Source organism: Nocardioides marinus (genome assembly GCF_013408145.1).
In the GTDB taxonomy this organism is placed as follows: Bacteria; Actinomycetota; Actinomycetes; order Propionibacteriales; family Nocardioidaceae; genus Nocardioides; species Nocardioides marinus.
Genome location: NZ_JACBZI010000001.1, coordinates 1,974,016 through 1,999,312, shown reverse-complemented (window position 1 = coordinate 1,999,312; position 25,297 = coordinate 1,974,016). Strand labels below are relative to the sequence as shown.

The following is a 25,297-nucleotide window of genomic DNA, read 5'->3' as shown; positions in this document are numbered from 1 at the left end:
CACCCGGACGTCCACCGCCCCGAGGAGCCCCGACCCCGTGTCATCCGTGCCGTTCGCCGATCGCCACATCGGCCCCCGTCCCGCCGACGTCGAGGCCATGCTGGCCCGCCTCGGATTCGACTCCCTCGAGGCCCTGATGTCGGCCGCGGTGCCCGGCGGCATCCGTTCGGCTGCCTCGCTGGGCCTCCCCGAGCCCGCCACCGAGGCCCGAGTGGCCCAGGAGCTGCGCGAGCTCGCCGCCCGCAACCGGCCGGCCGAGCCGATGATCGGGCTGGGCTACCACGGCACGATCACCCCGCCGGTGATCCGGCGCAACGTGCTCGAGGACCCCAGCTGGTACACCGCGTACACGCCGTACCAGCCCGAGATCTCCCAGGGCCGGCTCGAGGCGCTGATCAACTTCCAGACTGTGATCGGCGACCTGACCGGCCTGCCGACCGCCAACGCCTCGCTGCTGGACGAGGGCACTGCCGCCGCCGAGGCGATGACGCTGGTGCGGCGGGCCAACCGTAAGGCCGCCGGACCCTTCGTCGTCGACGCCGACGCGCTGCCGCAGACCATCGAGGTGGTCCGCACCCGCGCCGAGGCGATGGGCATCGAGGTCGTCGTCGCCGACGTCTCCGCCGGTCTCCCGGCAGAGCTGGAGCAGGTGTGCGGCGTGCTGGTGCAGTACCCGGGCGCCTCCGGGGCGGTCCGCGACCCCCGCCCGGCCATCGAGGCCGTGCACGAGCGCGGCGGGCTCGCGGTCGTCGCCGCCGACCTGCTCGCGCTGACCCTGCTGGAGTCGCCGGGCGAGCTCGGCGCCGACATCGCGGTCGGCTCCTCGCAGCGTTTCGGGGTCCCGCTGTTCCACGGTGGTCCCCACGCCGGGTTCATGTCGGTCAAGGAGGGCCTGGAGCGGCACCTGCCCGGCCGCCTGGTCGGGGTCTCGGTCGACGCCGAGGGTCGCCCGGCGTACCGCCTGGCGCTGCAGACCCGTGAGCAGCACATCCGCCGTGACAAGGCGACCTCCAACATCTGCACCGCCCAGGTGCTGCTGGCCGTCGTCGCCGGGATGTACGCCGTCTACCACGGTCCCAACGGGCTGCGCGCGATCGCGCAGCGCACCCACGGCCTCGCCGCGCGCGCGGCCGCCTCGCTGCGCCGCGCCGGGCTCGAGGTGCTCACTGAGCAGTTCTTCGACACGATCCGGGTCGCGGTGCCCGGCCGGGCCGACGAGGTGGTGGCTGCCGCACGCGCCGAGGACCTGCACCTGCTGCGGGTCGACGCCGACACGGTGGGCCTGTCGTTCTCCGAGGTCAGCACGGCCGGCACCCTGCGCGCGCTGCACGCCGCGTTCGGCGTCACGCCCGGCGAGGTCGAGCCCGTCGACGCGCTGCCGGCGGAGCTGGCGCGGACCACCGAGTACCTCACGCACGAGACCTTCCACGGGCACCGTTCCGAGACCCAGATGCTGCGCTACCTGCGCCGGCTCTCGGGGCGCGACTACGCCCTGGACCGCGGGATGATCCCGCTCGGGTCGTGCACGATGAAGCTCAACGCCACCACCGAGATGGAGCCGGTCTCCCTGCCCGGCTTCGCCGATCTGCACCCGTTCGTCCCGGCCAAGGACGCCGAGGGCTACCACGAGCTGGTCTCCACCCTCGAAGGCTGGCTGGCCGAGGTGACCGGCTATGACCGCGTCTCGATCCAGCCGAACGCCGGCTCCCAGGGCGAGCTCGCCGGCCTGCTGGCGATCCGCGGGTACCACCTCGGCAACGGCGACTCCCAGCGCGACGTCTGCCTGATCCCGAGCTCGGCCCACGGGACGAACGCCGCCTCCGCGGTGATGGCCGGGATGCGCGTCGTCGTCGTCAAGTCGACCGACGACGGCTCGGTCGACCTCGACGACCTGCGCGCGCAGTGCGAGAAGCACGCCGAGACGCTGGCCGCGATCATGGTGACCTACCCCTCGACGCACGGCGCCTACGAGGAGGGGATCACCGAGCTGTGCAAGATCGTCCACGACCACGGGGGGCAGGTGTACGTCGACGGCGCCAACCTCAACGCGCTGCTCGGGTACGCCCGACCCGGTGAGTTCGGCGGTGACGTCTCGCACCTGAACCTGCACAAGACCTTCTGCATCCCCCACGGCGGCGGCGGCCCGGGTGTCGGCCCGGTGGCCGTGCGCGCCCACCTGGCGCCGTACCTCCCCTCGCACGGGATGCACCCCGACCCCGAGCGTCGCAGCGGCATCGGCCCGATCTCGGCCGCGCCCTACGGCTCGGCGGGGATCCTGCCGATCTCGTGGGCCTACGTGCGGATGATGGGTGCCGAGGGCCTGACCCGGGCCACCGCGACGGCGGTGCTGGCGGCCAACTACGTCGCCGCGCGGCTCGACGAGCACTTCCCGGTGCTCTACCGAGGGCACAACGGGCTGGTGGCCCACGAGTGCATCCTCGACGTCCGCGGCATCACCAAGGACACCGGTGTCACCGTCGACGACGTGGCCAAGCGCCTGGTCGACTACGGCTTCCACGCGCCGACGATGTCCTTCCCGGTCGCCGGCACGCTGATGGTCGAGCCCACCGAGTCCGAGGACCTCGGGGAGATCGACCGGTTCTGCGACGCGATGATCGCGATCAAGGGCGAGGTCGACCGGGTGGCCGCGGGGGAGTGGAGTGCGGAGGACTCGCCGCTGAGACGAGCCCCCCACACCTCCCGCGCCCTCGTCGGGGAGTGGGACCGGCCCTACTCCCGTGAGCTGGCGGTCTTCCCGACCGGCATCGACCCGGACAAGTACTGGCCGCCCGTGGCCCGCATCGACCAGGCCTACGGCGACCGGAACCTCGTGTGCGCCTGCCCGCCGCTGGAGGCCTTCGCCGACTGAGGTCCCGGTCGACGGGTCACTCGACGGGGGTCTTCTCCACCGTCAGGTCGTAACGGAAGGCGGTGTCGCAGCTCAGCGGCACCGTCTTCTTGCGCCACGTCATGGTGAGCGTGGCGTCGAGGCGCTTGTGGAAGCCGTCCACGACGACGTGCTGGCCGGCGTCGTCGAACTCCTCGTGCACCGCGATCCGCTTGCCGAACCGCTCGGCCGTCCCGGTGAGGCGCGCCCGGCGGCCGTCGAGCCGGACCCAGGCGGCGACCTCGCCGTCCTCGATCATCGGGGTCGTGGGGCGGCGGGTGGCGCCGACCTCGTCGCCGTCGTCACCGACGTGGACGAAGACCTCGTGGCCGAACTCGCTGTTCTCGTAGACGGAGGCGAAGACCGGCCGGGTGCGCCAGGTGCCGGTGCACTCCAGCACGTGGCCGCGCTCGTGGGTCGTGGTGGTGGTCTGCGTCGGCTCGGCCGTGACCGCGGCCGCGCCGGCGGCCAGGCTGCCGGTGAGCAGGCCGGCGCCGAGCAGGGTGGTGGTGAGCAGGGTGGTGGCCGCGTGGCCGGGGACGGTGCGCATGCTGGGCTTCTCCTGGTGAGATGTGATGTCGACAGGAGTACGCCGCAGCGTCCGGTGCGGTTGCACCGGCGCGTGAAGATCTTCAGCGGGCCTGGGAGACGCTGGACATGTTGAAGTCCGGCACCCGCAGCGCCGGGGTGGCGGTGCGGCTGAAGTAGTCGTCGCCCCACTCGCGGCTGAAGCTGGGCACGGTCGACGAGGCGTGGGAGAAGCGGCGCAGCAGGTCGACCGGGCTCTCGTTCCACCGGAAGTTGTTGACCAGGCCCGTGATCTCGCCGTCCTCCACGAGGTAGACCCCGTCGCGGGTCAGCCCGGTCAGCAGCAACGACTGCGGGTCGACCTCGCGGATGTACCACAGGCAGGTCACCAGCAGACCACGCTCGGTGCCCCGCACGAGGTCCATGACGTCGCCGGTGCCGCCGTCGACCTCGAGCACCAGGTTGTCGACGTACGGCGTGACCGGCTGGCCGGTCATCGCGGCCGTCTGCCGGGTCTGCACCAGCGAGGTCAGCTCGCCGTCGCGGATCCAGTCGGTCGAGCCGAGGGCCAGCCCGTTGTCGAAGACAGAGCGCTCGTCGTCGGAGGAGCCGGTGGCCGCGAAGGGCATGCACCCGAGCCCGGGGTGGGCGGGATCGGAGAAGAGCCGGACTCCGGGGGCGGCGAGACGCTCGCCCAGCCGGGTCCCGCCGCCGCGGCGCGAGTAGACCGATTGCCCCTCGTGGGCGGCTCGCGCCCCGGCGTACCAGTAGGCGTCGATCATCAGGTCCGCCACGGCGCTGGGCGGCAGGATCGTGTCGTAGCGACCGGCGGGCAGGTCGACGCGCCGCTCGCCCCAGCCGAGGCGCTGCTCGAGCTCGGCCTCCATCGCCAGCGCGTCGACGTCGCTGAAGTCGCGGGTGGCACCGCCGACCCACGCCGACTGGGTGAGGGCGGAGTCCTTGCCGGTACAGCCGTAGTGGCCGGTGGGCTGGACGTGGCGCAGCCGCAGCCCGGTGGTGGAGCCGAGGTAGGTCGTGGTGATCTCGTGGCTGACGAAGCCGTAGAGCACCCGGTCGGCGGCCGTCGACCGGCCGAACGCCTCCCCGAGGGCGGGGGCGAAGACGTCGTAGACGTGGATGTCGGTGGGGACGGGGGACTCGTCCCAGTCGGGGCTGACCCGGTCGCGCACCAGGTCGGCGGCGTCCTCGGCAGGGGAGGCCGCGCGCGCGGCCGCGTCGGCGGCCCGCACCAGCTCGGTGACCTGCGCCTGGGAGGCGGCGCTGCCCGAGACGGTGCCGACCTGCACGCCCTGGCTGCCGCGCACGAAGGAGACCACCGAGACGTCCATGCCGTGCATGACGCCGTTGGTGGTCAGCGTGTTGTTGGCCCAGCGCAGGTTGGCGCTGGTCGAGTCGCGGACGATCACCGTGCAGTCGTCGGAGACCGTGGCGTGCAGTCCCTGCTCGACCAGGCTCTGCGGGGTGACCTGCTGGCTGCTCACTGGCCGCCCTCCTGGGTGGTGTTGAGGATGTTCACGCCGCGGAACAGCGCGGTCGGGCAGCCGTGGCTGACGGCGGCCACCTGGCCGGGCTGGGCCTTGCCGCAGTTGAAGGCACCGCCGAGCACCCAGGTCTGCGGCCCGCCGACGGCCTCCATCGAGCCCCAGAAGTCGGTGGTGGTCGCCTGGTAGGCCACGTCGCGCACCTGCCCGGTCAGCTCGCCGTCGCGGATCGCGTAGAACCGCTGCCCGGTGAACTGGAAGTTGAAGCGCTGCATGTCGATGCTCCACGACTTGTCGCCCACGACGTAGAGACCGCGCTCGACCCGGCCGATGAGCTCGTCGGTGCCGGGACCGTCGGCGGCCGGCTGCAGGGAGACGTTGGCCATCCGCTGGATCGGGATGTGGCCGGGGGAGTCGGCGTACGCGCAGCCGTTGGAGCGGCCCTGCGGGTGGTCGGGTCCGGCGAGCTCGGGCTTCATCGCGGCCATCGGCCGGTCGAGCTGGTAGCCGACGAGCACCCCGTCGCGGACGATGTCCCACGACTGGGCCTCCACACCCTCGTCGTCGTAGCCGACGGTGGCCAGGCCGTGCGGGTGAGTGCGGTCACCGGTGACGTTCATGACCGGGGTGCCGTACTGCAGGGAGCCGAGCTTGTCGTAGGTGGCGAAGGAGGTGCCGGCGTAGTTGGCCTCGTAGCCCAGCGCGCGGTCGAGCTCGGTGGCGTGACCGATCGACTCGTGGATGGTCAGCCACAGGTTGGAGGGGTGGATGACCAGGTCGTAGGAGCCGGGCTCGACGCTGGGGGCCTTGAGCTTCTCGGCGAGCAGCTCGGGGACCTCGGCGAGCTCGGCGTCCCAGTCCCAGGCGCCCTGGGCGGTGCTGCCGGCGACGTACTCCCAGCCCCGGCCCACGGGCGGGGCGATCGAGGCCATCGAGTCGAAGGTGTCGGCACCGGTGCCCATCGCCTCGAAGCCCGGCTGCATGCGCACCCGCTGCTGGGTGGTGGAGGTGCCGGCGGTGTCGACGTAGTACTTGTTCTCCTGCACGGCCATCACGAAGGCGGTGGCGTGGTCGACGGCGGCGCCGGTGCGCAGCCGACGGGTCCAGTCGGTGAGGACCGCGGCCTTGTCGGCGGTGGCGACCTCGAGCGGGTTCACGTCGTACGCCGAGACCCAGGTGACATCGGCGTGGACCGGCTCGGGGGCGATCTCGACCGGCGTGGTCGTCATCGTCGCGGCGACCTCGGCGACGGCGATCGCGGTCTCCGCGACCCGGCGGGCCTCGTCTGGACTGAGCACGACGCCGGAGGCGAACCCCCAGGCGCCGCAGTGGATGACGCGGACCGCGAAGCCGAGGTCCTCGACGTCGGAGGCGGACTGCAGGACCTCGTCGCGGGCGCGCAGGTGCTGGTAGCGCACGCGCTCGAAGCGGAAGTCGGCGTGGGTGGCGCCCAGCTCCGTGGCCCGGGCGAGGGCGACCTCGCCGAGGTGGCGGAAGGGGAGCGCGAGGAAGGTCGGATCGACCTCGGGGCGGCTCATGGCCGCAACCTACACGCCGCGTGAGAGCCGCACGCTCGACCCGCTGCGGCCCTTGGTGACGTGCAGCTGGACGGGGATCCGGTCGCGCATCTCGCTCACGTGGCTGACCACGCCGACCACGCGTCCGCCCTCGCGCAGGGAGTCGAGGGTGTCCATGACGTCCTCGAGGGTCTCGGGGTCCAGCGACCCGAAGCCCTCGTCGACGAAGAGGGTGTCGAGCTCCGTGCCGCCTGCCTCCTGAGCGATGACGTCGGCCAGGCCCAGCGCCAGCGCCAGCGAGACGACGAACGTCTCCCCACCCGACAGCGTGACCGGGTCGCGGCTCTCGCCGGACCAGTCGTCACGCACCAGCAGGCTCAGCCCGCCGCGGGTCTCGCCGGCGCCGCGGCGGCCGGTGTGCTCGAGGGAGTAGCGCTGGTCGCTCATCCGGGCGAGTCGCTCGTTGGCGGCGGCGACCACCTGGGAGAGCCGCCAGGCCAGGACGTAGGCCGACAGACGCATCTGCAGCGGGTTGTCCGCGGAGCGGCCGTCGACGAACGACGAGACCGAGGTCGCCAGGCGCAGCTGCTCCTGCACCGGTGCCCACTCCTCCAGCGCAGCGGTCAGCTCGGTCACCAGCGCCCCGAGCCGCTCGGCCCGCACCCGCAGCGTCGTGGCGCGGGTATGGGCCGCACCCAGCAGCTCCTGGGCGCTCGCGTGCTGGGCGGTCAGGGTGTCGAGGTCGGGCAGGGGCTCCTCGGAGTCGGGGTCGGGGGCGTCGGAGAGGACCTCGCTCACCGCTGCCAGCCGCGTGCGGTGCGCCTCGACCGCGGTCGCGAGCCGCTCCTGCTCCTCGGCGGGAACGGCGGCGGCCAGCGCGGCGTCGAGGTCGTCGAAGCCGGCCTCGGAGACGGCCTCCTCGCACCCGGCCCATGCCTCGCGGACGGCGGTCTCGGCGGCGGCGTGCTCGTGGGTGAGGTCGCGCAGCGTGCGCACGACGGTCAACCGGCGGGTCAGCGCCGGCTCCAGCGCGCCCAGGTCGGGACGTCCGTCCAGCGGCAGCTCGGGCTCGGCCGGGTCGAGGTCGTCGGGGTCGCCACCGGCCAGGGCGTGTCGGGCCAGGCTGCCGGCGGCGGCTACCTCGGCCTCCAGCCGGTCGGCGTCACGTACGGCGGTGGCGTGCTGCTGCTCGACCTCGACGAGGTGGGCCCGGGCCCGGTCGAGCGCGGCGCCGGCGTCGGCGGCGGCCTGCTCGGCGCGGGTGAGCGCCGCGGCGGCGCGGGGGGCCTGCTCGGCGGCCGCTCGGCTCCGGCGGCAGGCGGTCTCGAGCCGGGTCAGCTCGTCCCCGGAGCGGTCGGGGTCGGTGTCGCCGGCCCGGTCGCGCAGCAGGGCCAGCCTGGTCTCGAGGTCGCGCACGTGCTCGGCGCGCAGGTGCTCCTCGGTCTTGGCGTCGTCGAGCCGGCGCTGGGCGTCCTTCTCGGCGGCGGCGTCGGTGGCATCGGGCCCGGGCTGCGCCTTGGCGGGGTGCTCGTGGGAGCCGCACACGGGGCAGCAGCCGCCCACGGCCAGCGCCCCCGCCAGCTCGGAGGCCATCGACTCGATCCGCGCCTCGCGCACCGCGAGCAGGCGCTCGTGCGTCGCGACCGTGACCTCGCGGGCGGCGAGGTGCTCGGCCCGGGCGGAAGCCAGCTCGGCCTCGACGGACCGGGCCTCGACGGCGGCGGCGATCGCCTCGCGCACCGAAACGAGGCCGGCCTCGTGGGCGGGCAGAGCAGCGGCCTCTGCCTGGACGGCGAGGAGCCGGTCGCGGGCCGCGCGCAGCCGGTCGGGTGCCTCGGCGACGTCGGCAGCGCAGGCCTCCACCCGGGCGCGGGCCTGCCGGCGGGCGTCGGCCTGCTCGGGGAGGCGCCCCTCGATCTCCTCGAGCTCCGCGAGGCGGGGGAGTGCCTCACGCACCCTGCCCGCAGCGAGCAGCAGGGCCTCCTCGTGCGGTGCGAGCTGCTCGTCGGGCAGGGCCACCGGCAGCTCCGCGCGCAGGGTCGTGACCCGGCGCGCGAGCCGGTCGAGCGCCGCGCCCGCCTCGCGGTGCCGGCGGTCGGCGAGCACGACGGGGACCGCCCGCCGGGCGTCGGCGAGCGCCGTCTCCTGGCGTGCGTGCTCGTCGCCGCGAGCAAGCAGCGCGGCACGCTCGGTGCGGGCGCGGGACCAGCGCCGGTGCTGGTCGTGGGCGGCGCGGGCGCGCTCCAGCGCCTCGCGTGCCCGGGCCTCGCCGGTCTCCGCGGTGGCGCGCTGGGAGGCGGAGTGATCACGGTCGGTGACGGCGGTGGTGTGGAGCCCGCCGGCCCAGGCCAGCAGGGAGTCCTCCCAGGAGTCGGGCTCGGGGGGCTGGGCGTCCGCGGTCTCGCTGACCCGGCTGACGAGGTCGGCCACCACCTGCTGGAGCCGGGTGGACTCGCGGCGCAGACCGGAGCGGTGCTCGCGCAGCCAGGCCTCGACGTCCTCGAAGCGACCGGTGCGGAAGAGCTGCTGCAGGAGCTTGTGGCGGTCCTCGGACTTGGCGCGCAGGAAGGCCTGGAAGCGTCCCTGCGGCAGCATCGCGACCTGGGTGAACTGGGTCAGCGTCATCCCGAGCAGGTCGCCGACGAGGTGGCCGGTCTCGTCGAGCCGGGTCGAGAGCGTGCGCCACTCCCCGTCGGGCAGTCGCTCGGCCAGCACGACGGAGGCCTGCTCGGTGGTCGTGCCGGTGCCGCGGAGCTTCTCGCGCTCCCAGGCCGGGGTGCGGACCAGCCGCAGTCGTCGACCGGCCACGCTCAGCTCGAGCTCGACGCGGGGCCGGACGCCGGGGGCCGCCTGGTCGGCCCGCAGCCGCTTGGCCGACCCCCGGTCGCCCGGGACGTCGCCGTACAGGGCGAAGCAGACGGCGTCGAGGACGCTGGTCTTGCCCGCGCCTGTCGGGCCGGTGAGCAGGAAGAGCCCGGCGTCGGAGAGCGCGTCGAGGTCGACCTCCACCGTCTCGGGGAACGGGCCGAAGGCGGTGACCTCCAGGCGGTGCAGCCTCATCGCGCCGCTCCTGCGGAGGTGGTGCGCTGCTCGCGGGCGAGGTCGTCGTCCTCGCAGCACGCGTCGACGGCCCGACGCAGCAGCGCGGACTCGTCGTCGGCCGGCGGGCGCCCGCGCAGGGTGGCGAAGAACTCCGTCACCACGTCGTGGTCGCTGCGACCGGACGTGCGCGTGGCGGGCAGGCCGCCGACGCTCGGCAGCGGCGCGTCGAAGCCCAGCACCAGGGTGTGCGGGAAGCGCCGGCGCAGCCGCTCCATGGCCTGGGCCGGTCGGTCGGTGTCGGTGAGGGTGACCTGGAGCCAGGAGTCCTCGTGCTCGGCGTGCCTGGCCTCGGTGAGGAGCTCCTCCAGGCTGCCCCGCAGCCGCGCCAGCCGACGGGGCACCGGGGCCTCGACGAACTCGGTGCGCACCGAGCCGTCGGCGGCCAGGTCGACCAGCCACGAGCCCTTGCGGTGGTCGGCCTCGGAGAACGAGTAGGCCAGGGGGGACCCCGAGTAGTGCACGCGCTCGCTGAGCACGTGGCGCCCGTGCAGGTGCCCCAGGGCGACGTAGTCGACGCCGTCGAAGACCGGCACCGGCACCAGCGAGACGCCACCCACGGAGATGTCGCGCTCGGAGTCGCTCTCCTCGGGGCGGGCGCCCCCGCCGACGAACGCGTGCGCCATCACGACCGAGCGGGTGCCGCGGCGGGTGTCGAGGTCGGCGCGGACCCGTCGCATGGCCTCGGTGAGCGTCGCCTCGTGGCTGCGCTCGGTCAGCGCCCACGGCTCGCGGAGCGACTCGGGGTCGAGGTAGGGCAGGCCGTGGATCGCGACGGGACCGTGCTGGTCCTCCAGCAGGACCGGGGTGCCGACGCCGGCCGGGTCAGTGCGCAGGTGGACCCCGGCGCTATCGATGAGTCGGGCGCTGAACCCGAGCCGGCGAGCGGAGTCGTGGTTGCCGCTGGTCACCACGACGCGTGCGCGGGACGCGGCGAGCCGGGCGAGGGCCTCGTCGGCCAGGGCCACGGCGTCGACCGGCGGCAACGCCCGGTCGTAGACGTCGCCGGCCACCAGCACCACGTCGACGCACTCACGCTCGACGACCTCGAGCAGGTGGTCGACGTACGCCGCCTGGTGCGCCAGCATCCCCTCCCGGTGGAACGACCGGCCCAGGTGCCAGTCGGAGGTGTGGAGCAGGCGCATGCCACGACCGTAGGAGCGAGCACCGACAACAGGGTGGACCCACGCCGTCACCGACCTGCCAGGCTCGTCACGTGGAGTCTCCTCGCCTGCCCGTGATGATCGTCGGCGCCGGGATCTCCGGCGTCGCCTGCGCCCGTGTGCTCACCGCGGCGGGCATCCCCGTCGAGCTGGTCGACCGGGGCCGCCGGGCGGGCGGGCGGATGGCCTCGCGCCGTCACGAGGGTCGGCCGGCCGACATCGGGGCGTCGTACTTCACCGTCTCCGACCCGGCCTTCGAGCAGGTCGTGGCGGGGTGGGCCGAGGCGGGGCTGGCGCGGGAGTGGACCGACACCTTCGGGGTCGTGTCCGGTCGCGGCGATGACCGATCGACGACGACCGGCCCGGTGCGCTGGGGCACGCCCGGCGGCATCCGCTCGCTGGTCGAGGCACTGGCCGTGGACCTGCCGGTGCGCGGGACCACCGAGGTGCAGCGGGTCTCGGCCGAGGACGGCCTGCCCACCGTGGACGGTCGTCCGGCGCGGGCGGTGGTGCTGGCGATGCCGGACCCGCAGGCGGCCCGGCTCGTCGACCACGCGGCCCACCCGGCCGCGGCCGCGGGCCTGACGGCGGCGTACGAGGCGGTGCTGGCACTGACCGCGGTCTACCCCGAGCGTTGCTGGGAGGAGCTGCCGGACGGGCTGTTCGTCAACGACTACCCGGTGCTGGGCTGGATCGCCGACGACGGGCGCCGGCGCTGCGACGCCGCGCCGGTCCTGGTCGCCCACTCCACCGACGCGCACGCGCAGCCGCACCTCGCCGACCCACCGGGCGGCGGCCCGGCGATGCTCGAGGCCCTGACCCGGTACGTCGGCCCCACGCTCGACCCGGTCCACACCACCGTCCACCGCTGGACCTTCGCCAAGCCCGTCACCGGGCGACCCGAGCGCTACCTCCTCACCGACACCGGCGTCGCCGCGTGCGGGGACTCGTGGTCCGAGAAGCCCCGCGTCGAGGGCGCCTGGCTGTCGGGCACCGCGCTGGGGCACGCGCTGGTCGAGCGCCTGGACTGACCGGTCACCCGATGCTCAGGTGGCAGATCAGAGCGCCGCGCAGGGTGAAGGCGTACTCGAGGTCGGCCACCCCACCGGGGAAGTCCCCCTCGAGTCGCTGGGTGAGCACCCACCTGTCCGCGCTCCCGCGGGCGGCGAGCAGCTGGGTGGTGTAGGTGAACTCGCTGCCTGCGGAGCCCAGGAAGTGCCGCACACGGTCGGTGCCCGTGTAGACGTCCCCCTGGTCGGTGACGACTGCATCCACGGTGAACGTCGCGAGAGCCGCCCCGACGTCGCGGGCGGCATGAGCGGTCAGGAAGGTCTGCAGCGTGGTCGGGAGGTCGGTCAGGTCGGGTCGCCCGGTCATGGTGTCCATGTCGGGGAGCCTCTTGGGTGCGCACGGGGGAGAAACAAGCGCTGGACCCTCCCCCTGGGAGAGGGTGCACGATGACGAGGTGCAGGCCCGGATGAGCATCGGCGACTTCTCGCGCGCGACCCACCTCAGCGTCCGCACCCTGCGGCGCTACCACGAGGCCGGCCTGCTCGAACCGGAGACCGTGGACGAGCACACGGGCTACCGCTGGTACGGCCCGGGACAGATACCCACGGCTCAGGTCATCCACCGGCTGCGTGACCTCGACGTGCCGCTGCCCGAGGTCCGCCGCATCCTCGCCACCGAGGACCTGGAGGTCCGTGCCGGCCTGGTCGCCGGTCACCTGCGCCGGCTGGAGGTGGAGCTGGAGCGGACCCGCGCGGCGGTGTCCTCGCTGCGTCGGCTCCTGGCGCCCGAGCCGGCGCGGGTCGAGGTGACGGTGCGCTCGGTGCCGTCGATGGTCGTCGCCGCGGTGGAGGCCGAGGTGGCGCACGACGAGGTCCTCGGCTGGTACGCCGGTGCGATGGCCGAGCTCGACGCGGTGCTCGGGCCCCGTGACCGCGCGGAGGGACCCCCGGGCGGTGTCTACGACCACGACCTGTTCACCGCCGAGCGGGGCCACGTCCTGGTCCATCGCCCGCTGCCGGTGCCGCGGCCCCTCGGCAGGGTCAGACCCGTGGAGCTCCCGTCGGTGGAGCTGGCCATCGCCACCCACGTCGGGGACCACGACGACATCGACGTCACCTACGGCGAGCTGGGCGCCTGGGTGGCGACGAGCTCGTGGTCGGTGGCCGGGCCGGTCCGCGAGTCCTACCTCGTGGGTCCGCGTGACACCGACGACCCGACGGCATGGCGCACGGAGATCGGTTGGCCGGTGTTCCCCCTCACCGCGTCGTGACGAGCAACCTGGTCAGTCGATGACGACGTCGCGGCCCTCGCGCCGCAGGGTGGCGAGGTTGTCCAGCATCGTCTGCAGGACCTCCGGCGGGTGCGGCTCCCAGTCGTCGACCTCGCCGACCACCCGCAGACCGTCGGTCGAGCGGTAGGACTCGGTGGGGTTGCCGGGGAACCTCTTGTCGGTGACGTTCGGGTCGTCCTCGAAGGCGCCCAGCGGCTCCACGACGTACACCCGGCCCGGACCGCCCGTGCCGAGGGCGGACGCCAGCTCGGCTCCCCACACGGCCGTCTCCAGGCGGGCGGCGAAGTAGACGTGCCTCAGCGGCTGGTCGGGACGGAAGTGGGAGCGTCGACCGGCCTCCAGGACGTCGCCTGCCGCCAGGTCCGCGGCGGTGCCGTGGAAGAACGGGCCCGTCACGTGGTCGTGGTCGGCCAGCGTCACCGGACGCCGGGCGGGGACCCCGCTCACCGCAGTCGCTCCCCGAAGAAGTCCAGCACCCGGTCCACCGCGACCTGGGAGCGCTGCTCGGTCACGACCGAGTGGCCCTTGCCGGGGAGGTCCACTCGCAGGAACGCCTCGCCGAGCTCGCGGTCCAGGGTGTCGAACCGGGAGCCGGTCATCGGGTCGGAGGCGTACTGGATGCCCAGGACGGCGCAGCCGCCCGCCGCACGCTGCTTGACCGCGGCCAGGTCGTCGGGGGAGAGGTTGAGGTCGGCCGCACGGCGCCTGCCGACCGCGAACGGCACCGACGGCTGGCACAGCACCGGAGCCGCGACCGCGTCGTCGACCATCATCGCCAGCGCGAACCCGCCGGTGAAGCACATCCCCAGTGCACCCACGCCGGGGCCGCCGAGCTCGGCGTGCAGGTCGCGCGCCAGCGAGCGCAGCCACCCCGCGATCGGCGTCGTGACCCCCGTCGCGAGCTTGGTGAACTCCGCGCTGACGCACACCTGCCGCATCGAGCGCGCCACCGCCCCGGCGGACATCGGCGCCTCGGCCCGCCCGAACAGGTGCGGCATCACCACCGTGTAGCCGGCCTCGACCAGCTCCTCGCCGAAGCCGATGACGCTCGGGGTGGGGCCGGGGATCTCGTGGATGACCACGACACCGGGGCCGGTGCCCTTGCGGTACGTCGGGTGGCTGGTGCCGCCGTGGGTGTGGGAGCCGGAGGTCCAGGTGTCGAGGAGCGCCATGGCCCGACCCTAGGGGTGACCGGGCACCTCGCGCGCCTGCCTAGGCTCGCCAGGTGGCCCCCACCCGCGTCCGGCTCGTCCTGCCGCACCAGCTCTTCGAGCAGCACCTCTCGGCGGTCGAGGGCACCGTGTTCGTGCTGGTCGAGCACGACCTGCTGTTCCGGCAGTACCGCTTCCACACCCAGAAGCTCGTCCTGCACCGGGCGTCGATGCGCCGTTTCGGCAGCAGTCTCGAGGAGGCCGGGTACGCCGTGGAGCGGGTCGACACCGACGGGCGCACCACCTCCCGTGCCGCCCTCGACCGGGTCCTCGCGGGGCTGACCGGCTCCGGGGAGGTGCACGTGTCGGCGTACGACGTGGTGGACGACTGGCTGGAGCGAGACCTCGACCCCCTGGTCGACGAGTGGTTGGAGTCGCCGAACTTCCTGTGCACCCGCGCCGACCTCGCCGAGCACTTCGACGGCAGCGCCGGTCCACGGGGCCGCCGGGCGCGGATGCAGCACTTCTACTCCTGGCAGCGCACGCGCCTCGACGTGCTGATGACCGACTCCGGCGAGCCGGTCGGGGGCAAGTGGTCCTTCGACGAGGACAACCGCAAGAAGCTGCCGAAGGGGCACCCGGTGCCCACCGTCGAGCGCCCGGGCCCTGGCTCCCGGCACCCCGAGGTGGAGGACGCGATCGCGTGGGTGAAGCGGACGTTCCCCGACAACCCCGGCGACGCCGACGCCTTCGCCTGGCCGACGTCGCACGCCGAGGCGCGGGCGGGGCTGCGGCAGTTCCTGGCGGAGCGCTTCGCCGAGTTCGGTCCCTACGAGGACGCCATCTCCGCGGAGCACCCCTTCGTCTTCCACGCGCTGCTCACGCCGGGGCTCAACATCGGCCTGCTCGACCCGCGCGACGTGCTGGCCGACGCGCTCGACGCCGGCGAGGAGGTGCCGCTGGCCAGTCTCGAGGGCTTCGTGCGCCAGCTGATCGGGTGGCGGGAGTACGTGCGCGCCACCTACGTGCTGTGGGGCCGGCGGATGCGCAGCCGCAACCACCTCGGCCACACCCGCCCGCTGGCCGACGGCTGGTGGACCGCGGAGACCGGGCTGGACCCCGTCGACCTGGTGCTGCGGCGGGTGCTGGAGAACGGCTACGCCCACCACATCGAGCGGCTGATGGTGCTGGGCAACGCGATGTGCCTGCTGCGGACCGAGCCGGAAGCGGCGTACGAGTGGTTCATGGAGATGTTCGTCGACGCGTACGACTGGGTGATGGTGCCCAACGTCTACGCCATGAGCCAGTTCGCGGCGGGGGAGTCGGTCACCACCAAGCCCTACGTCTCGGGCAGCAACTACCTCAAGAAGATGAGCGACCTGCCGCGCGGCGACTGGGAGGCCGACTGGGACGGCCTCTACTGGACCTTCGTCCGTGACCACCGCGCGGTCTTCGAGCGCAACCCACGCTCCGGCTTCGCCGTCCGGACGTACGACGGCTTCGTCCCGGCCAAGAAGGCCGAGCACACCCGGCGTGCGAGCGCGTGGCTGGGAGACTGACGCGCATGCCGAAGCTGCACGCCCTCGAGCTGGTGCCCGACGACGACGGCCGCGCCCGCGTCCGCGAGCTGTGGAGTGCGTTGCAGGAGGCGGGGCTGCCCAGCCAGGCCGACCACACGAAGACGAGCAACCAGCCGCACGTCACCGTCGTGGAGGCTCCCGAGATCCCCGACGCCGCCATCGACGTCGCCCGAGCCCGGCTGCGCGGCATGCTGCCGGTCACCGCGACCGCGCGCGGCGTCCTGTTGCTGGGCGGCGACCGGGTCACGATCGCCCTCGGGGTCGACCTGCACGACGACGTCGTACGCCGGGTCCTCGCCGTGCGGGTCCAGGTGCCCGACCGCGCGCACCGGGGCTGGCTGCCACACGTGACGCTGGCCCGCCGGGTGCCGCGGGCCGACCTCGGCCGGGCGCTCGACATCGTGGGGGCGCCCGAGATCGAGCTCCGGCTCACCGAGGTGCGGCGCTGGGACCCCGACAAGGGCCACGTCACCACGCTCTGAGTCGCGACCTAGGCTCGTCGGCGTGCCCGACCTCGACCTCCAGCTGAGCCCGACCGAGCAGCGGATCCTCGGGAGCCTGCTGGAGAAGCAGGTCACCGTCCCCGCGTCGTACCCGCTGACGCTCGGCGGGCTGCGCTCCGCCTGCAACCAGACCTCCAGCCGCGAGCCGGTGACGGACCTCGACGAGCAGACCATCGAGAGCGCCACCAAGGTGCTCAAGGACAAGGGCGCGCTGCGCATCGTCTGGTCCGACACCGGGCGACGGACGCTGAAGTACCACCAGGTCCTCACCGACCTGCTCGACCTCGAGGACGACGAGCGCGCCCTGCTGACGGTCCTGCTGCTGCGTGGACCGCAGTCCCCGGGCGAGCTGCGCCCCCGCACCGAGCGCCTGCACCGCTTCGACGGTCGTGACGACGCCGAGTCGTGCTTGGTGGGGATGGCCGAGCGGGGGTTCGTGCGCCGGCTCGACAAGCGCCCGGGGGACCGCGACCACCGGTGGGTGCACCTGCTCGGCGCTGTCGACACGGGGGAGCCGACGCCGGTCGCCGCAGTCGACCGGGAGAGCCCGATCGCGGACTCGCCCGAGGCGCGCGATGACCGGGTGCGCGCGACCTACGGGGCGGTGGCCGAGGCCTACGCCGAGCACCTCACGGCCGAGCTGGACGACCTGCCGTTCGAGCGCTGGCTTCTCGAGCGGATCGCGAGCGAGACGACCGGCCCCGTGGTCGAGGTCGGCAGCGGACCGGGCCACGTGACGGCGTACCTGCACGCGGCCGGCGCCGACGCACGCGGCCTGGACCTGACCCCCGAGATGGTCGAGGTGGCTCGCTCCCGCTTCCCCGGCGTCCGGTACGACGTGGGCGACCTGCGTCGGCTGATGCGACCGGAGTCCGCGGCCGGCTGGGGTGCGGTGCTGGCGTGGTACTCCCTCATCCATCTCGCCGCCTCCGAACTGCCTGCGGCCCTTGAGTCGCTGGTGCGGCCCTTGGCTCCGGGTGGTCTGCTGGTGGTCGCGCTCCAGGCGGGCGACGACGTCGCCCACCTGGACGAGTGGTTCGGCGTCGAGGGACTGGCCCTGGACTTCGTCCGCCACGACCCGGAGTCGATCGTGGGGCTCGTCGAGGCCGCGGGACTGACCGACGTCGAGTGGTACCTCCGCGGGCCGGTCACCGCACGCGGCGAGCAGACCCGCCGCCTCTACGTCCTCGCCCGTCGCCCCTGAGCCCGCGGGACGTCATACGTTCCGCAGCAGGGGACGTCCTGTTCGTATGACCTCCCCCGGAGGACCCGTGGGGACGTCATACGTGCCGCGGCAGCGGACGTCCTGTCCGTATGACGTCCGCAGCCGCTCAGGCCAGGTCGACCCAGCAGTCGGCGAGCACGGGGGAGCCGTCGCGAGGACCGCCGGCGACGGTGGCCGAGGCGACGAGGCGCCCGTCCTCGTGCCAGCCCTGCACGCGGATCGTCTCGCCCGGGAAGACCACGCCGGCGAAGCGGGCGCCGAACCCGGTGACCCGGGTGGCGTCGCCGCCGAGCAGTGCGTCGGTCAGCTCGCGCAGCACGATGCCGTAGGAGCACAGCCCGTGCAGGATCGGCGCGGGGAAGCCGGCGGCCTTCGCGAAGTCGGGGTCGGCGTGCAGCGGGTTGCGGTCGCCGCACAGCCGGTAGAGCAGCGCCTGCTGCGGTGTCACGTCGTAGGCGACGTCGCAGTCGGCCGCACGGTCGGGGATCTCCACGGCCTGCGAGGAGCCGCGGTCACCGCCCCAGCCGCCCTCGCCCTTGACGAAGATCGACGAGCGCACCCGCCACAGCTCCTCGCCCGCCGGCGAGGTGGCGACGCCCTCCTGCCAGATGACCGCGGCCTTGCCCTTGTCCCAGACATCGGTCAGCGTCGTGCGGATCGTGGCCGAGCCCGAGGTCGGCAACGGAGCGGAGACCGAGATCGCCTGCGAGCCGTGCACGACCTGGGCCAGGTTGATGTCGCAGCCGGGCAGGTCGAGCGGCGGCGGGTCGGTCATGTGGAAGGTGGGGGCGACCACGCCGAAGGACGGCAGCACCTGCAGGGCCGGGCCGTCGAGGGTGTAGCGCAGCGCGTCGGGGGAGAGGTTGTCGCCCTCGCGGGAGCCGGCCCCGATGCCGAGGTGGTAGAGCAGCACGTCGCTCTGGTTCCACGAGAACTCGACCTCCCCGACGGGGGAGCCGATGGCGACGGTGGGGTCGATGGGCATCAGACGGTCTCGCTCTCGGGGTTCGGGTGTGGTCTCGACGCCCGCTCCTCGCTGGCGCTCGTCGCTGCTCGACCACCGGTCTGACCGGCGATGTCGTCGGCGGCCAGGTAGCCGAAGACCAACGCCGGACCGATGGTGCCGCCCGGGCCGGGGTAGGTGTGGCCCATGACCGCGGACGAGGCGTTGCCGGCGGCGTACAGGCCCTCGATCGGTGAGCCGTCGGGGCGCAGCACTCGGGCGCGCTCGTCGGTGACCAGCCCGCCCTTGGTGCCGAGGTCGCCGGGCACGATCTTCACCGCGTAGAAGGGGCCCTGGTCGATGACGCCGAGCGAGGGGTTCGGCTTGACCGTCGGGTCGGAGTAGTACTTGTCGTACGCCGACTCCCCGCGGGAGAAGTCCTCGTCGACGCCGCTGCGGGCGAAGCCGTTGAAGCGCTGGACCGTGGCCTCCAGCGCCGCGGCGGGCACGCCGATCTCCTCGGCCAGCCCCGCGATCGTCGAGGCCCGCTTGATGGTGCCGTACTTGTACCAGCGGCCCGGGAAGGGCTGGCGCGGGAACAGCCCGGCGAAGAGGTAGCGGTTGCGGTAGCGGGTGTCGATGACCATCCAGCTCGGCACGTGGCCCACCCCGGTGGCCTCGCCCTCGTAGATCTTGTGGGTGGCCTCGACGTAGGGCAGCGCCTCGTTCATGTAGCGCTCGCCGGCCTGGTTGACGATGATCGAGCCGGGCAGGTTGCGCTCGGCCAGGCAGAACCACGGGCCGCTGGGCAGCGGGATGGTCGGGCCCCACCACGAGTCGTCCATCAGCGCGACCTCGGCGCCGGCCGTGATGCCCGCCGAGATGCCGCCGCCGGTGTTGAACTGCGAGCCGGTCGTCCAGTCCACCGAGGTCGGCTTGGGCTGGTACTTCTCGCGCATCTCCAGGTTGCGCTCGAACCCGCCGGAGCCGATGACGACGCCACGGCGCGCCCGGACGACGTGCTCGGTGCCGTCGCGGCGCACCTTCACACCGACGACGCGACCCTCGGAGAGCAGCAGCTCGCTCAGCTCGGCCTCGTGGACCACCGGCACGCCGGCGTCCATGAGCGCCTTGCGCAGCCCGATGGCGATCGCGTTGCCCATGGCGTAGAGACGCTGGCGGCGCAGGCCGGCGAGGGTACGCCGCAGCAGCACCCGCAGCATCGTGAGCGGTCCGCCGAGGGTGCGCAGGCCGAGGCTGATCTTCCGGAAGTCGCGCTGCAGCACCACCATGTTGGCCGGTGCCTTGGTGTACTGCGGGTGCAGCCGCTCGAGCTCGGCGCCGATGATGCGCCCGTCGATCGGGTCCGGCTCCACCGAGCGGCCGCGGGCACGCCCGCCGGGCTGCTCGGGCTGGTAGTCGGCGTACTCCGGCACCCAGCGGAAGCGCACGGGGGAGTGGTCGCGGATGAAGTCCATGACCTCGGGCCCGCGCTCGAGGTAGGTGTCGCGGCGGACCTTGGGCACCACGTCGCCCACGATCGCGTCGAGGTAGGTCTTGGCGGCCTCGATGCCGTCGGACTCCCCGGCCGCGCGCAGCGCGTAGTTGTCGGGGATCCAGACCCCGCCGCCGCTGCGGGCCGTTGACCCGCCGAAGTACTCGCTCTTCTCGAGCAGCACCGTCTCGAGGCCGAGGGAGGCAGCGCGCAGCGCCGCACTCATGCCGGCCGCACCGGCTCCCACGACGACGACATCCACCTCTGCCGGCAACGCGCCGGTCGGACCACCCGTCATGGCGCGAAACTGTAACAGGTTCTAGTATTCAGGGGTGACGTCCGACGACGCGATCCGCGCTGCCAGCCAGCGCTTGATCCGAGCCCAGGAGACCGGGGAGCCGTGTGCTCCCGTGCGCGACCTCATCGGCACCGACGACCTGGCTGCGGCGTACGCCGTGCAGATGGGTGTCGTGGAGCGGCGACTGGCCGCCGGCGCGACCGTGGTCGGCCGCAAGATCGGGGCGACGTCCAAGGCGGTCCAGGACCAGCTCGGCGTCGACCAGCCCGACTTCGGCTACCTCCTCCACGACATGGACGTCAGCCACGGCGGCCCGATCTCGATGGCCGGGCTGCTCCAGCCGCGCGTCGAGGCCGAGGTGGCCTTCGTGCTCTCGCACGACGTCGATCCCGGGGACCCCGACGACATCACCCTCGACGCGGTCCGCGAGGCGGTGGAGGTCGCCCTGCCGGCCCTCGAGATCGTCGACTCCCGCATCGCCGGCTGGGACATCGGCTTCACCGACACCGTCGCCGACTGCGCCTCCAGCGGGCTCTTCGTCGTCGGTGCCGACGCCCGCCCCCTCACCGAGCTCGAGCCCCGTGACGTCGACATGACGTTGACGATCAACGGCGAGGTCCGCTCCAGCGGCAACGGCGCCGCCTGCCTGGGCGACCCGCTCGAGGCGCTGCGCTGGCTGGCGGTGCAGGCCGCCCGCTTCGGCGACCCGCTGCGCAAGGGCCACCTGGTCCTCTCCGGCGCCCTGGGGCCCTTCGTGCCCTTCGCACCCGGCGACGAGGTCCTCGCGTCCATCAGCGGCTTCGCCCCGCTGCGCGCCACCTTCACCGACTGACCACCGCCAGCACCAGCACCAGTACCAGCACCGAACCGCGCGAGGAACCAGGGAGACCCATGAGCAAGCTGACCGCAGCGATCGTCGGGCCAGGCAACATCGGCACCGACCTGATGTACAAGCTGCTGCGCTCCGACGTGATCGAGCCGCGCTGGATGATCGGCGTCGACCCCAGCAGCGAGGGCCTCAAGCTGGCCGCCGAGAAGGGGTTGGTGTCGACCCACGAGGGTGTGGACTGGCTGCTGAAGCAGGACGAGCTGCCGGACCTCATCTTCGAGGCCACCTCGGCCTACGTGCACCGCGAGTACGCCCCGCGCTACGAGGAGGCCGGGATCCGGGCGATCGACCTGACGCCGGCCGCCATCGGCCCCGCGGTCATCCCGCCGGTCAACGGCGAGACCCACGTGGACGCGATGAACGTCAACATGATCACCTGCGGCGGACAGGCCACCATCCCCATGGTCGCCGCGGTCTCCCGCGTCGCACCGGTGTCCTACGCCGAGATCGTCGCCTCGGTCTCGAGCATGTCGGCCGGCCCCGGCACCCGCGCCAACATCGACGAGTTCACCCGCACCACCAGCAACGGGGTGCGTGAGATCGGCGGGGCCACCGAGGGCAAGGCGATCATCATCCTCAATCCGGCAGAGCCGCCGATGATCATGCGCGACACCATCTTCTGCGCTGCCGACCACGATGCCGACCGGGACGCGATCGTCGCGTCGGTCTTCGCGATGGAGAAGGCCGTCCAGGAGTACGTCCCCGGCTACCGGCTGCTGCAGGAGCCGCAGCTCGACGAGCCCTCGCCCGCCACCCGCGGAGCCCTCAAGGTCTCGATCTTCGTCGAGGTGGAGGGCGCGGGCGACTTCCTCCCGCCGTACGCCGGCAACCTCGACATCATGACCGCCGCCGCCACGCAGGTCGGCCAGAACATCGCCCGCAGCCTGCTGGTCGAGCAGTGAGGCCGGCCACGGCCGAACGTCGTCGAGACCCCCGCACCCGAGAGGCAACCTCATGACCGACCTGAACACCCTCACCCGCACCTGGTCCGGCACCCACGGCACCGAGCCGTTCGGTGAGCTGGACCTGCGCCTGACCGACACCTGCCTGCGCGACGGCTCGCACCACAAGCGGCACCAGTTCACCGCGACCGAGGTCCATGACATCGTCGAGGCCCTGGACTCCTCGGGCATCCCGGTCATCGAGGTCACCCACGGCGACGGCCTGGGCGGCTCGTCGTTCAACTACGGCTTCTCCCGCACCCCCGAGCAGGAGCTGATCCGGATCGCGGCGGAGACCGCGAAGCGCGCCAAGATCGCCTTCCTGATGCTCCCGGGCGTCGGCACCAAGGACGACATCCGCGCCGCGCAGGACAACGGCGGGCAGATCTGCCGGATCGCCACCCACTGCACCGAGGCCGACACTTCCATCCAGCACTTCGGGCTGGCCCGCGAGCTCGGCCTGGAGACGGTCGGGTTCCTGATGATGAGCCACACCCAGCTCCCCGAGGTGCTGGCCAAGCAGGCACGGATCATGGTCGACGCAGGCTGCCAGTGCGTCTACGTCGTGGACTCCGCCGGTGCGCTCATCATGGAGCAGACCTCCGACCGGGTCGCCGCCGTCGTGGCCGAGATCGGCGACGTCGCCGACGTCGGGTTCCACGGCCACGAGAACCTCGCCCTCGGGGTCGCCAACACCGTCGCCGCCGCGCGGGCCGGCGCCACCCAGATCGACGGGTCGGTCCGCCGGTTCGGTGCCGGTGCCGGCAACACGCCGCTCGAGGCGTTTATCGGCGTGTGCGACAAGCTCGGCTGGCGCACCGGGGTCGACTTCCTCCAGATCGTCGACGCCTCCGAGGACGTCATCAAGCCCGCCATGCCCGAGGAGTGCGAGCTCAACAGGATGACGCTGATGATGGGGTACGCCGGCGTCTACTCCTCCTTCCTCAAGCACGCGGGCAACGCCGCGGACCGCTACGGCGTCTCCGGCGCCAAGATCCTGCTCGAGGCCGGCCGTCGCAAGCTGATCGGCGGCCAGGAGGACCAGCTGATCGACATCGCGCTGATGCTCAAGGCCGAGCAGGACAAGCAGGCGGCCAACGCCTGAGCAGGGCGCTGAGACGACTCTCACCCACGGGTGCTGGTCCAAAACTGAAACGTGTTCTAGTCTTGCCAGTAACACGTTCTACCGACAGGAGTTTGTGCGATGTCCCAGGCTGTTCTCGACGGCGTCCGCGACCTGCTCCCCACCTTCAGGGAGCGCGCCGAGGAGACCGAGGCGCTGCGCGTCGTCCCGGAGGCGAGCATCAAGGAGCTGGAGGAGACCGGCTTCTTCAAGCTCCTCCAGCCCAAGCGGTTCGACGGCCACGAGGCCGACCCCGTCGCCTTCTACACCGCCGTGCGTGACATCGCCTCGGCCTGCGGCTCCACCGGCTGGGTCTCCAGCGTCGTGGGGGTGCACCCGTGGCAGGTCGCCCTGTTCGCCGACGAGGCGCAGCAGGCGGTGTGGGGCGAGGACACCAACGTCCGGCTCTCCTCCTCCTACGCCCCGACCGGCAAGGCGACGGTGACCGACGGCGGCTACATCCTCTCGGGCAAGTGGAGCTTCTCCTCCGGCTGCGACCACTGCTCGTGGGTGCTGCTGGGCGGGCTCGTGTTCACCGAGGAGGGGCAGATCGTCGACTTCAAGACGTTCATGGTCCCGCGCGAGAAGTACACCATCGTCGACGTGTGGAACATGGTCGGCCTGGCCGGCACCGGCTCCAACGACATCGTGGTCGAGGACGTGTTCATCCCCGAGGCCTTCACCCTCTCCATGGGCGAGACCGGTCAGTGCCGCGGCCCGGGTCAGGAGCAGAACACCTCCGACCTCTACAAGCTGCCCTTCCACTCGATCTTCACCGGCACCATCACCACGCCGATCATCGGGATGGCCATGGGGGCCTACGAGGAGCACGTGGAGATGCAGCAGAAGCGCACCCGTGCGGCCTACCTCGGCGAGAAGGCCAGCCTCGACCCGTTCTCGGCCGTGCGCATCGCGCGGGCCTCCAGCGAGATCGACGCCGCCTGGGCGCTGCTGGTCAACAACATCCGTGAGGAGCAGGACTACGTCGCCAAGGGCGAGAAGATCCCGCTCAAGACGCGGCTGAAGGTCCGGCGTGACCAGGTCCTGGGCTCCCAGCGCGCCATCGACGCCATCGACGCGCTGTTCGAGGCCTCCGGTGGTCGGGCCCTGACCAAGGGCACCTACCTGCAGCGGGCCTGGCGCGACGCCCACGCGGGCCGCGTCCACGCCGCCAACGACCCCGAGCGGGCGCTGCAGATGTTCGGCGCGCACGAGTTCGGCCACAAGATCGACCCGGGGATGTACTGAGCGTGACGATGACCAAGCAGGACGCCCAGGCCTTCGTCCGGGTCAGGACCGAGGCGGCCGGCGAGATCGACCTGGCCTACTACGAGGCCGACAGTCGCGCCGAGGAGAAGTCCGAGCGGCTGCCGCTGGTCATGCTCCACGGCGGCGGGCCGGGCGCCTCGTCGTGGTCGAACTTCGGGCCGGCGCTGCCCGGCTTCGCCGAGGAGTTCCGCACGATCCTGGTCGACCAGCCGGGCTTCGGGGCCTCCGACAAGCCGTCGGTGGTGGGCAACTACTACCGGTTCGCCTCCGACGCCGTGGTCGCCCTGCTCGACCAGCTGGGCATCGAGCGGGTGCACCTGCTCGGCAACAGCCTGGGCGGCGGTACGGCGATGCGCCTGGCGCTCTCGCACCCCGACCGGGTCGGGCGGCTGATCATGATGGGCCCCGGTGGCCTGTCGCTGAACCTCTTCCACGCCGACCCCACCGAGGGTGTCCAGCGGCTCATGGACTTCGGTGCGAACCCGTCGCGCGAGACGCTCCGCGCGTTCATCTCGACGATGGTGGTCGACCAGTCGCTGGTGACCGACGAGCTGGTCGAGGCCCGTTTCGCCGACGCCACCGCGCCGGGCGCCCAGGACGCCATGCGCTCGATGGGGATGTCCTTCTGGAACCCCGAGACCGCCGAGGACGGCATGCTCTGGCGCGAGGCGCACCGGCTGCGCAAGCACACGCTGCTCACCTGGGGCCGCGAGGACCGGGTCAACCCGCTCGACGGTGCGATGGCCGCCCTCAAGCTCATCCCGAAGGCCCAGCTCCACGTCTTCCCGAACTGCGGCCACTGGGCCCAGATCGAGGCCGCCGAGGAGTTCTGCGAGGTGGCCACGGCCTTCCTCGCCCGCCACGTCGAACGGAAGCGCTGAC

At 72.8% G+C, this 25,297-nt stretch carries 21 protein-coding genes; 11 read left to right on the top strand and 10 right to left on the bottom strand.

The genetic code is table 11. The features are described 5' to 3' along the window. Window positions 1–97 precede the first annotated feature (97 nt). Complete coding sequence (gene gcvP, locus BKA05_RS09495) at window positions 98–2,869, top strand: aminomethyl-transferring glycine dehydrogenase (RefSeq protein WP_246290162.1); 2,772 nt, start codon at window positions 98–100, stop codon at window positions 2,867–2,869. 16 nt (window positions 2,870–2,885) lie between these two features. Here the strand turns inward: gcvP and BKA05_RS09490 are convergent, their stop codons facing one another. From BKA05_RS09490 to BKA05_RS09470, 5 genes are all read right to left on the bottom strand, one after another. After that, the gene (locus tag BKA05_RS09490) at window positions 2,886–3,437 is read right to left on the bottom strand and encodes a hypothetical protein (protein ID WP_179531223.1); all 552 of its coding nucleotides are present in this window, start codon (window positions 3,435–3,437) and stop codon (window positions 2,886–2,888) included. Window positions 3,438–3,519: 82 nt separating this feature from the next. Beyond that, window positions 3,520–4,917, bottom strand: a complete 1,398-nt coding sequence (locus BKA05_RS09485) for a metallopeptidase TldD-related protein (RefSeq protein ID WP_179531222.1) — start codon at window positions 4,915–4,917, stop codon at window positions 3,520–3,522. After that, window positions 4,914–6,455 carry a TldD/PmbA family protein gene (locus BKA05_RS09480; RefSeq protein ID WP_179531221.1) on the bottom strand — a complete coding sequence of 514 codons (1,542 nt, stop codon included), beginning with the start codon at window positions 6,453–6,455 and terminating at the stop codon, window positions 4,914–4,916. The genes BKA05_RS09485 and BKA05_RS09480 overlap by 4 nt, the downstream gene beginning before the upstream one ends. A 9-nt stretch (window positions 6,456–6,464) precedes the next feature. Next, the gene (locus BKA05_RS09475; RefSeq protein ID WP_179531220.1) at window positions 6,465–9,494 is read right to left on the bottom strand and encodes an AAA family ATPase; all 3,030 of its coding nucleotides are present in this window, start codon (window positions 9,492–9,494) and stop codon (window positions 6,465–6,467) included. Continuing rightward, complete coding sequence (locus BKA05_RS09470; protein ID WP_179531219.1) at window positions 9,491–10,678, bottom strand: exonuclease SbcCD subunit D; 1,188 nt, start codon at window positions 10,676–10,678, stop codon at window positions 9,491–9,493. The genes BKA05_RS09475 and BKA05_RS09470 overlap by 4 nt, the downstream gene beginning before the upstream one ends. A 71-nt stretch (window positions 10,679–10,749) precedes the next feature. Here BKA05_RS09470 and BKA05_RS09465 point away from each other — a divergent pair, with 71 nt between their 5' ends. Beyond that, the gene (locus BKA05_RS09465; protein WP_218842382.1) at window positions 10,750–11,727 is read left to right on the top strand and encodes an FAD-dependent oxidoreductase; all 978 of its coding nucleotides are present in this window, start codon (window positions 10,750–10,752) and stop codon (window positions 11,725–11,727) included. Between the two features lie 4 nt (window positions 11,728–11,731). Here the strand turns inward: BKA05_RS09465 and BKA05_RS09460 are convergent, their stop codons facing one another. Continuing rightward, window positions 11,732–12,082: a nuclear transport factor 2 family protein gene (locus BKA05_RS09460; protein WP_246289780.1), complete on the bottom strand. Its 351-nt coding sequence runs from the start codon at window positions 12,080–12,082 to the stop codon at window positions 11,732–11,734. 91 nt (window positions 12,083–12,173) lie between these two features. Between BKA05_RS09460 and BKA05_RS09455 the strand changes: the two genes are divergently transcribed. After that, a complete protein-coding gene (locus BKA05_RS09455; protein ID WP_179531218.1) occupies window positions 12,174–12,977 on the top strand; it encodes a MerR family transcriptional regulator in 804 nt (267 codons plus the stop codon). 12 nt (window positions 12,978–12,989) lie between these two features. Here BKA05_RS09455 and arr read toward each other — a convergent pair whose 3' ends face one another. Beyond that, the gene (arr, locus tag BKA05_RS09450; RefSeq protein WP_218842793.1) at window positions 12,990–13,412 is read right to left on the bottom strand and encodes an NAD(+)--rifampin ADP-ribosyltransferase; all 423 of its coding nucleotides are present in this window, start codon (window positions 13,410–13,412) and stop codon (window positions 12,990–12,992) included. 29 nt (window positions 13,413–13,441) lie between these two features. Next, on the bottom strand, window positions 13,442–14,170 hold the full coding sequence (locus BKA05_RS09445) for a dienelactone hydrolase family protein (RefSeq protein WP_179531216.1): 729 nt from the start codon (window positions 14,168–14,170) through the stop codon (window positions 13,442–13,444). A gap of 53 nt (window positions 14,171–14,223) precedes the next feature. Here BKA05_RS09445 and BKA05_RS09440 point away from each other — a divergent pair, with 53 nt between their 5' ends. Genes BKA05_RS09440 through BKA05_RS09430 form a run of 3 tightly spaced genes read left to right on the top strand, consistent with a single transcriptional unit; the run spans window position 14,224 to window position 17,436 of the window. Next, window positions 14,224–15,708: a cryptochrome/photolyase family protein gene (locus tag BKA05_RS09440; RefSeq protein WP_179531215.1), complete on the top strand. Its 1,485-nt coding sequence runs from the start codon at window positions 14,224–14,226 to the stop codon at window positions 15,706–15,708. 5 nt (window positions 15,709–15,713) lie between these two features. Further along, window positions 15,714–16,211 (top strand): 2'-5' RNA ligase family protein, encoded by a 498-nt coding sequence (locus BKA05_RS09435; RefSeq protein ID WP_179531214.1) that lies wholly within the window; start codon window positions 15,714–15,716, stop codon window positions 16,209–16,211. Window positions 16,212–16,233: 22 nt separating this feature from the next. Continuing rightward, window positions 16,234–17,436, top strand: coding sequence for a DUF480 domain-containing protein (locus tag BKA05_RS09430; RefSeq protein ID WP_179531213.1), 1,203 nt, complete (start codon window positions 16,234–16,236; stop codon window positions 17,434–17,436). Between the two features lie 127 nt (window positions 17,437–17,563). Here the strand turns inward: BKA05_RS09430 and BKA05_RS09425 are convergent, their stop codons facing one another. Beyond that, window positions 17,564–18,442, bottom strand: a complete 879-nt coding sequence (locus tag BKA05_RS09425) for a MaoC/PaaZ C-terminal domain-containing protein (RefSeq protein WP_179531212.1) — start codon at window positions 18,440–18,442, stop codon at window positions 17,564–17,566. Continuing rightward, window positions 18,442–20,193 carry a 3-oxosteroid 1-dehydrogenase gene (kstD, locus tag BKA05_RS09420; RefSeq protein ID WP_179531211.1) on the bottom strand — a complete coding sequence of 584 codons (1,752 nt, stop codon included), beginning with the start codon at window positions 20,191–20,193 and terminating at the stop codon, window positions 18,442–18,444. The genes BKA05_RS09425 and kstD overlap by 1 nt, the downstream gene beginning before the upstream one ends. A 34-nt stretch (window positions 20,194–20,227) precedes the next feature. On the opposite strand from kstD, the gene BKA05_RS09415 reads away from it, so the two are divergent. The 5 genes from BKA05_RS09415 to hsaD all read left to right on the top strand — a co-directional run bounded on the left by BKA05_RS09415 (window position 20,228) and on the right by hsaD (window position 25,296). Next, entirely contained in the window at window positions 20,228–21,025 is a 798-nt protein-coding gene (locus BKA05_RS09415) for a fumarylacetoacetate hydrolase family protein (protein WP_179531210.1), read from the top strand. Between the two features lie 59 nt (window positions 21,026–21,084). Next, window positions 21,085–21,984 carry an acetaldehyde dehydrogenase (acetylating) gene (locus tag BKA05_RS09410; RefSeq protein WP_179531209.1) on the top strand — a complete coding sequence of 300 codons (900 nt, stop codon included), beginning with the start codon at window positions 21,085–21,087 and terminating at the stop codon, window positions 21,982–21,984. 52 nt (window positions 21,985–22,036) lie between these two features. Beyond that, window positions 22,037–23,128 (top strand): 4-hydroxy-2-oxovalerate aldolase, encoded by a 1,092-nt coding sequence (gene dmpG, locus BKA05_RS09405; protein WP_179531208.1) that lies wholly within the window; start codon window positions 22,037–22,039, stop codon window positions 23,126–23,128. Window positions 23,129–23,227: 99 nt separating this feature from the next. After that, entirely contained in the window at window positions 23,228–24,394 is a 1,167-nt protein-coding gene (gene hsaA, locus BKA05_RS09400) for a 3-hydroxy-9,10-secoandrosta-1,3,5(10)-triene-9,17-dione monooxygenase oxygenase subunit (protein ID WP_179531207.1), read from the top strand. Between the two features lie 8 nt (window positions 24,395–24,402). Beyond that, a complete protein-coding gene (gene hsaD / locus BKA05_RS09395) occupies window positions 24,403–25,296 on the top strand; it encodes a 4,5:9,10-diseco-3-hydroxy-5,9,17-trioxoandrosta-1(10),2-diene-4-oate hydrolase (RefSeq protein WP_179531206.1) in 894 nt (297 codons plus the stop codon). The last annotated feature ends 1 nt before the right edge of the window (window position 25,297 follow it).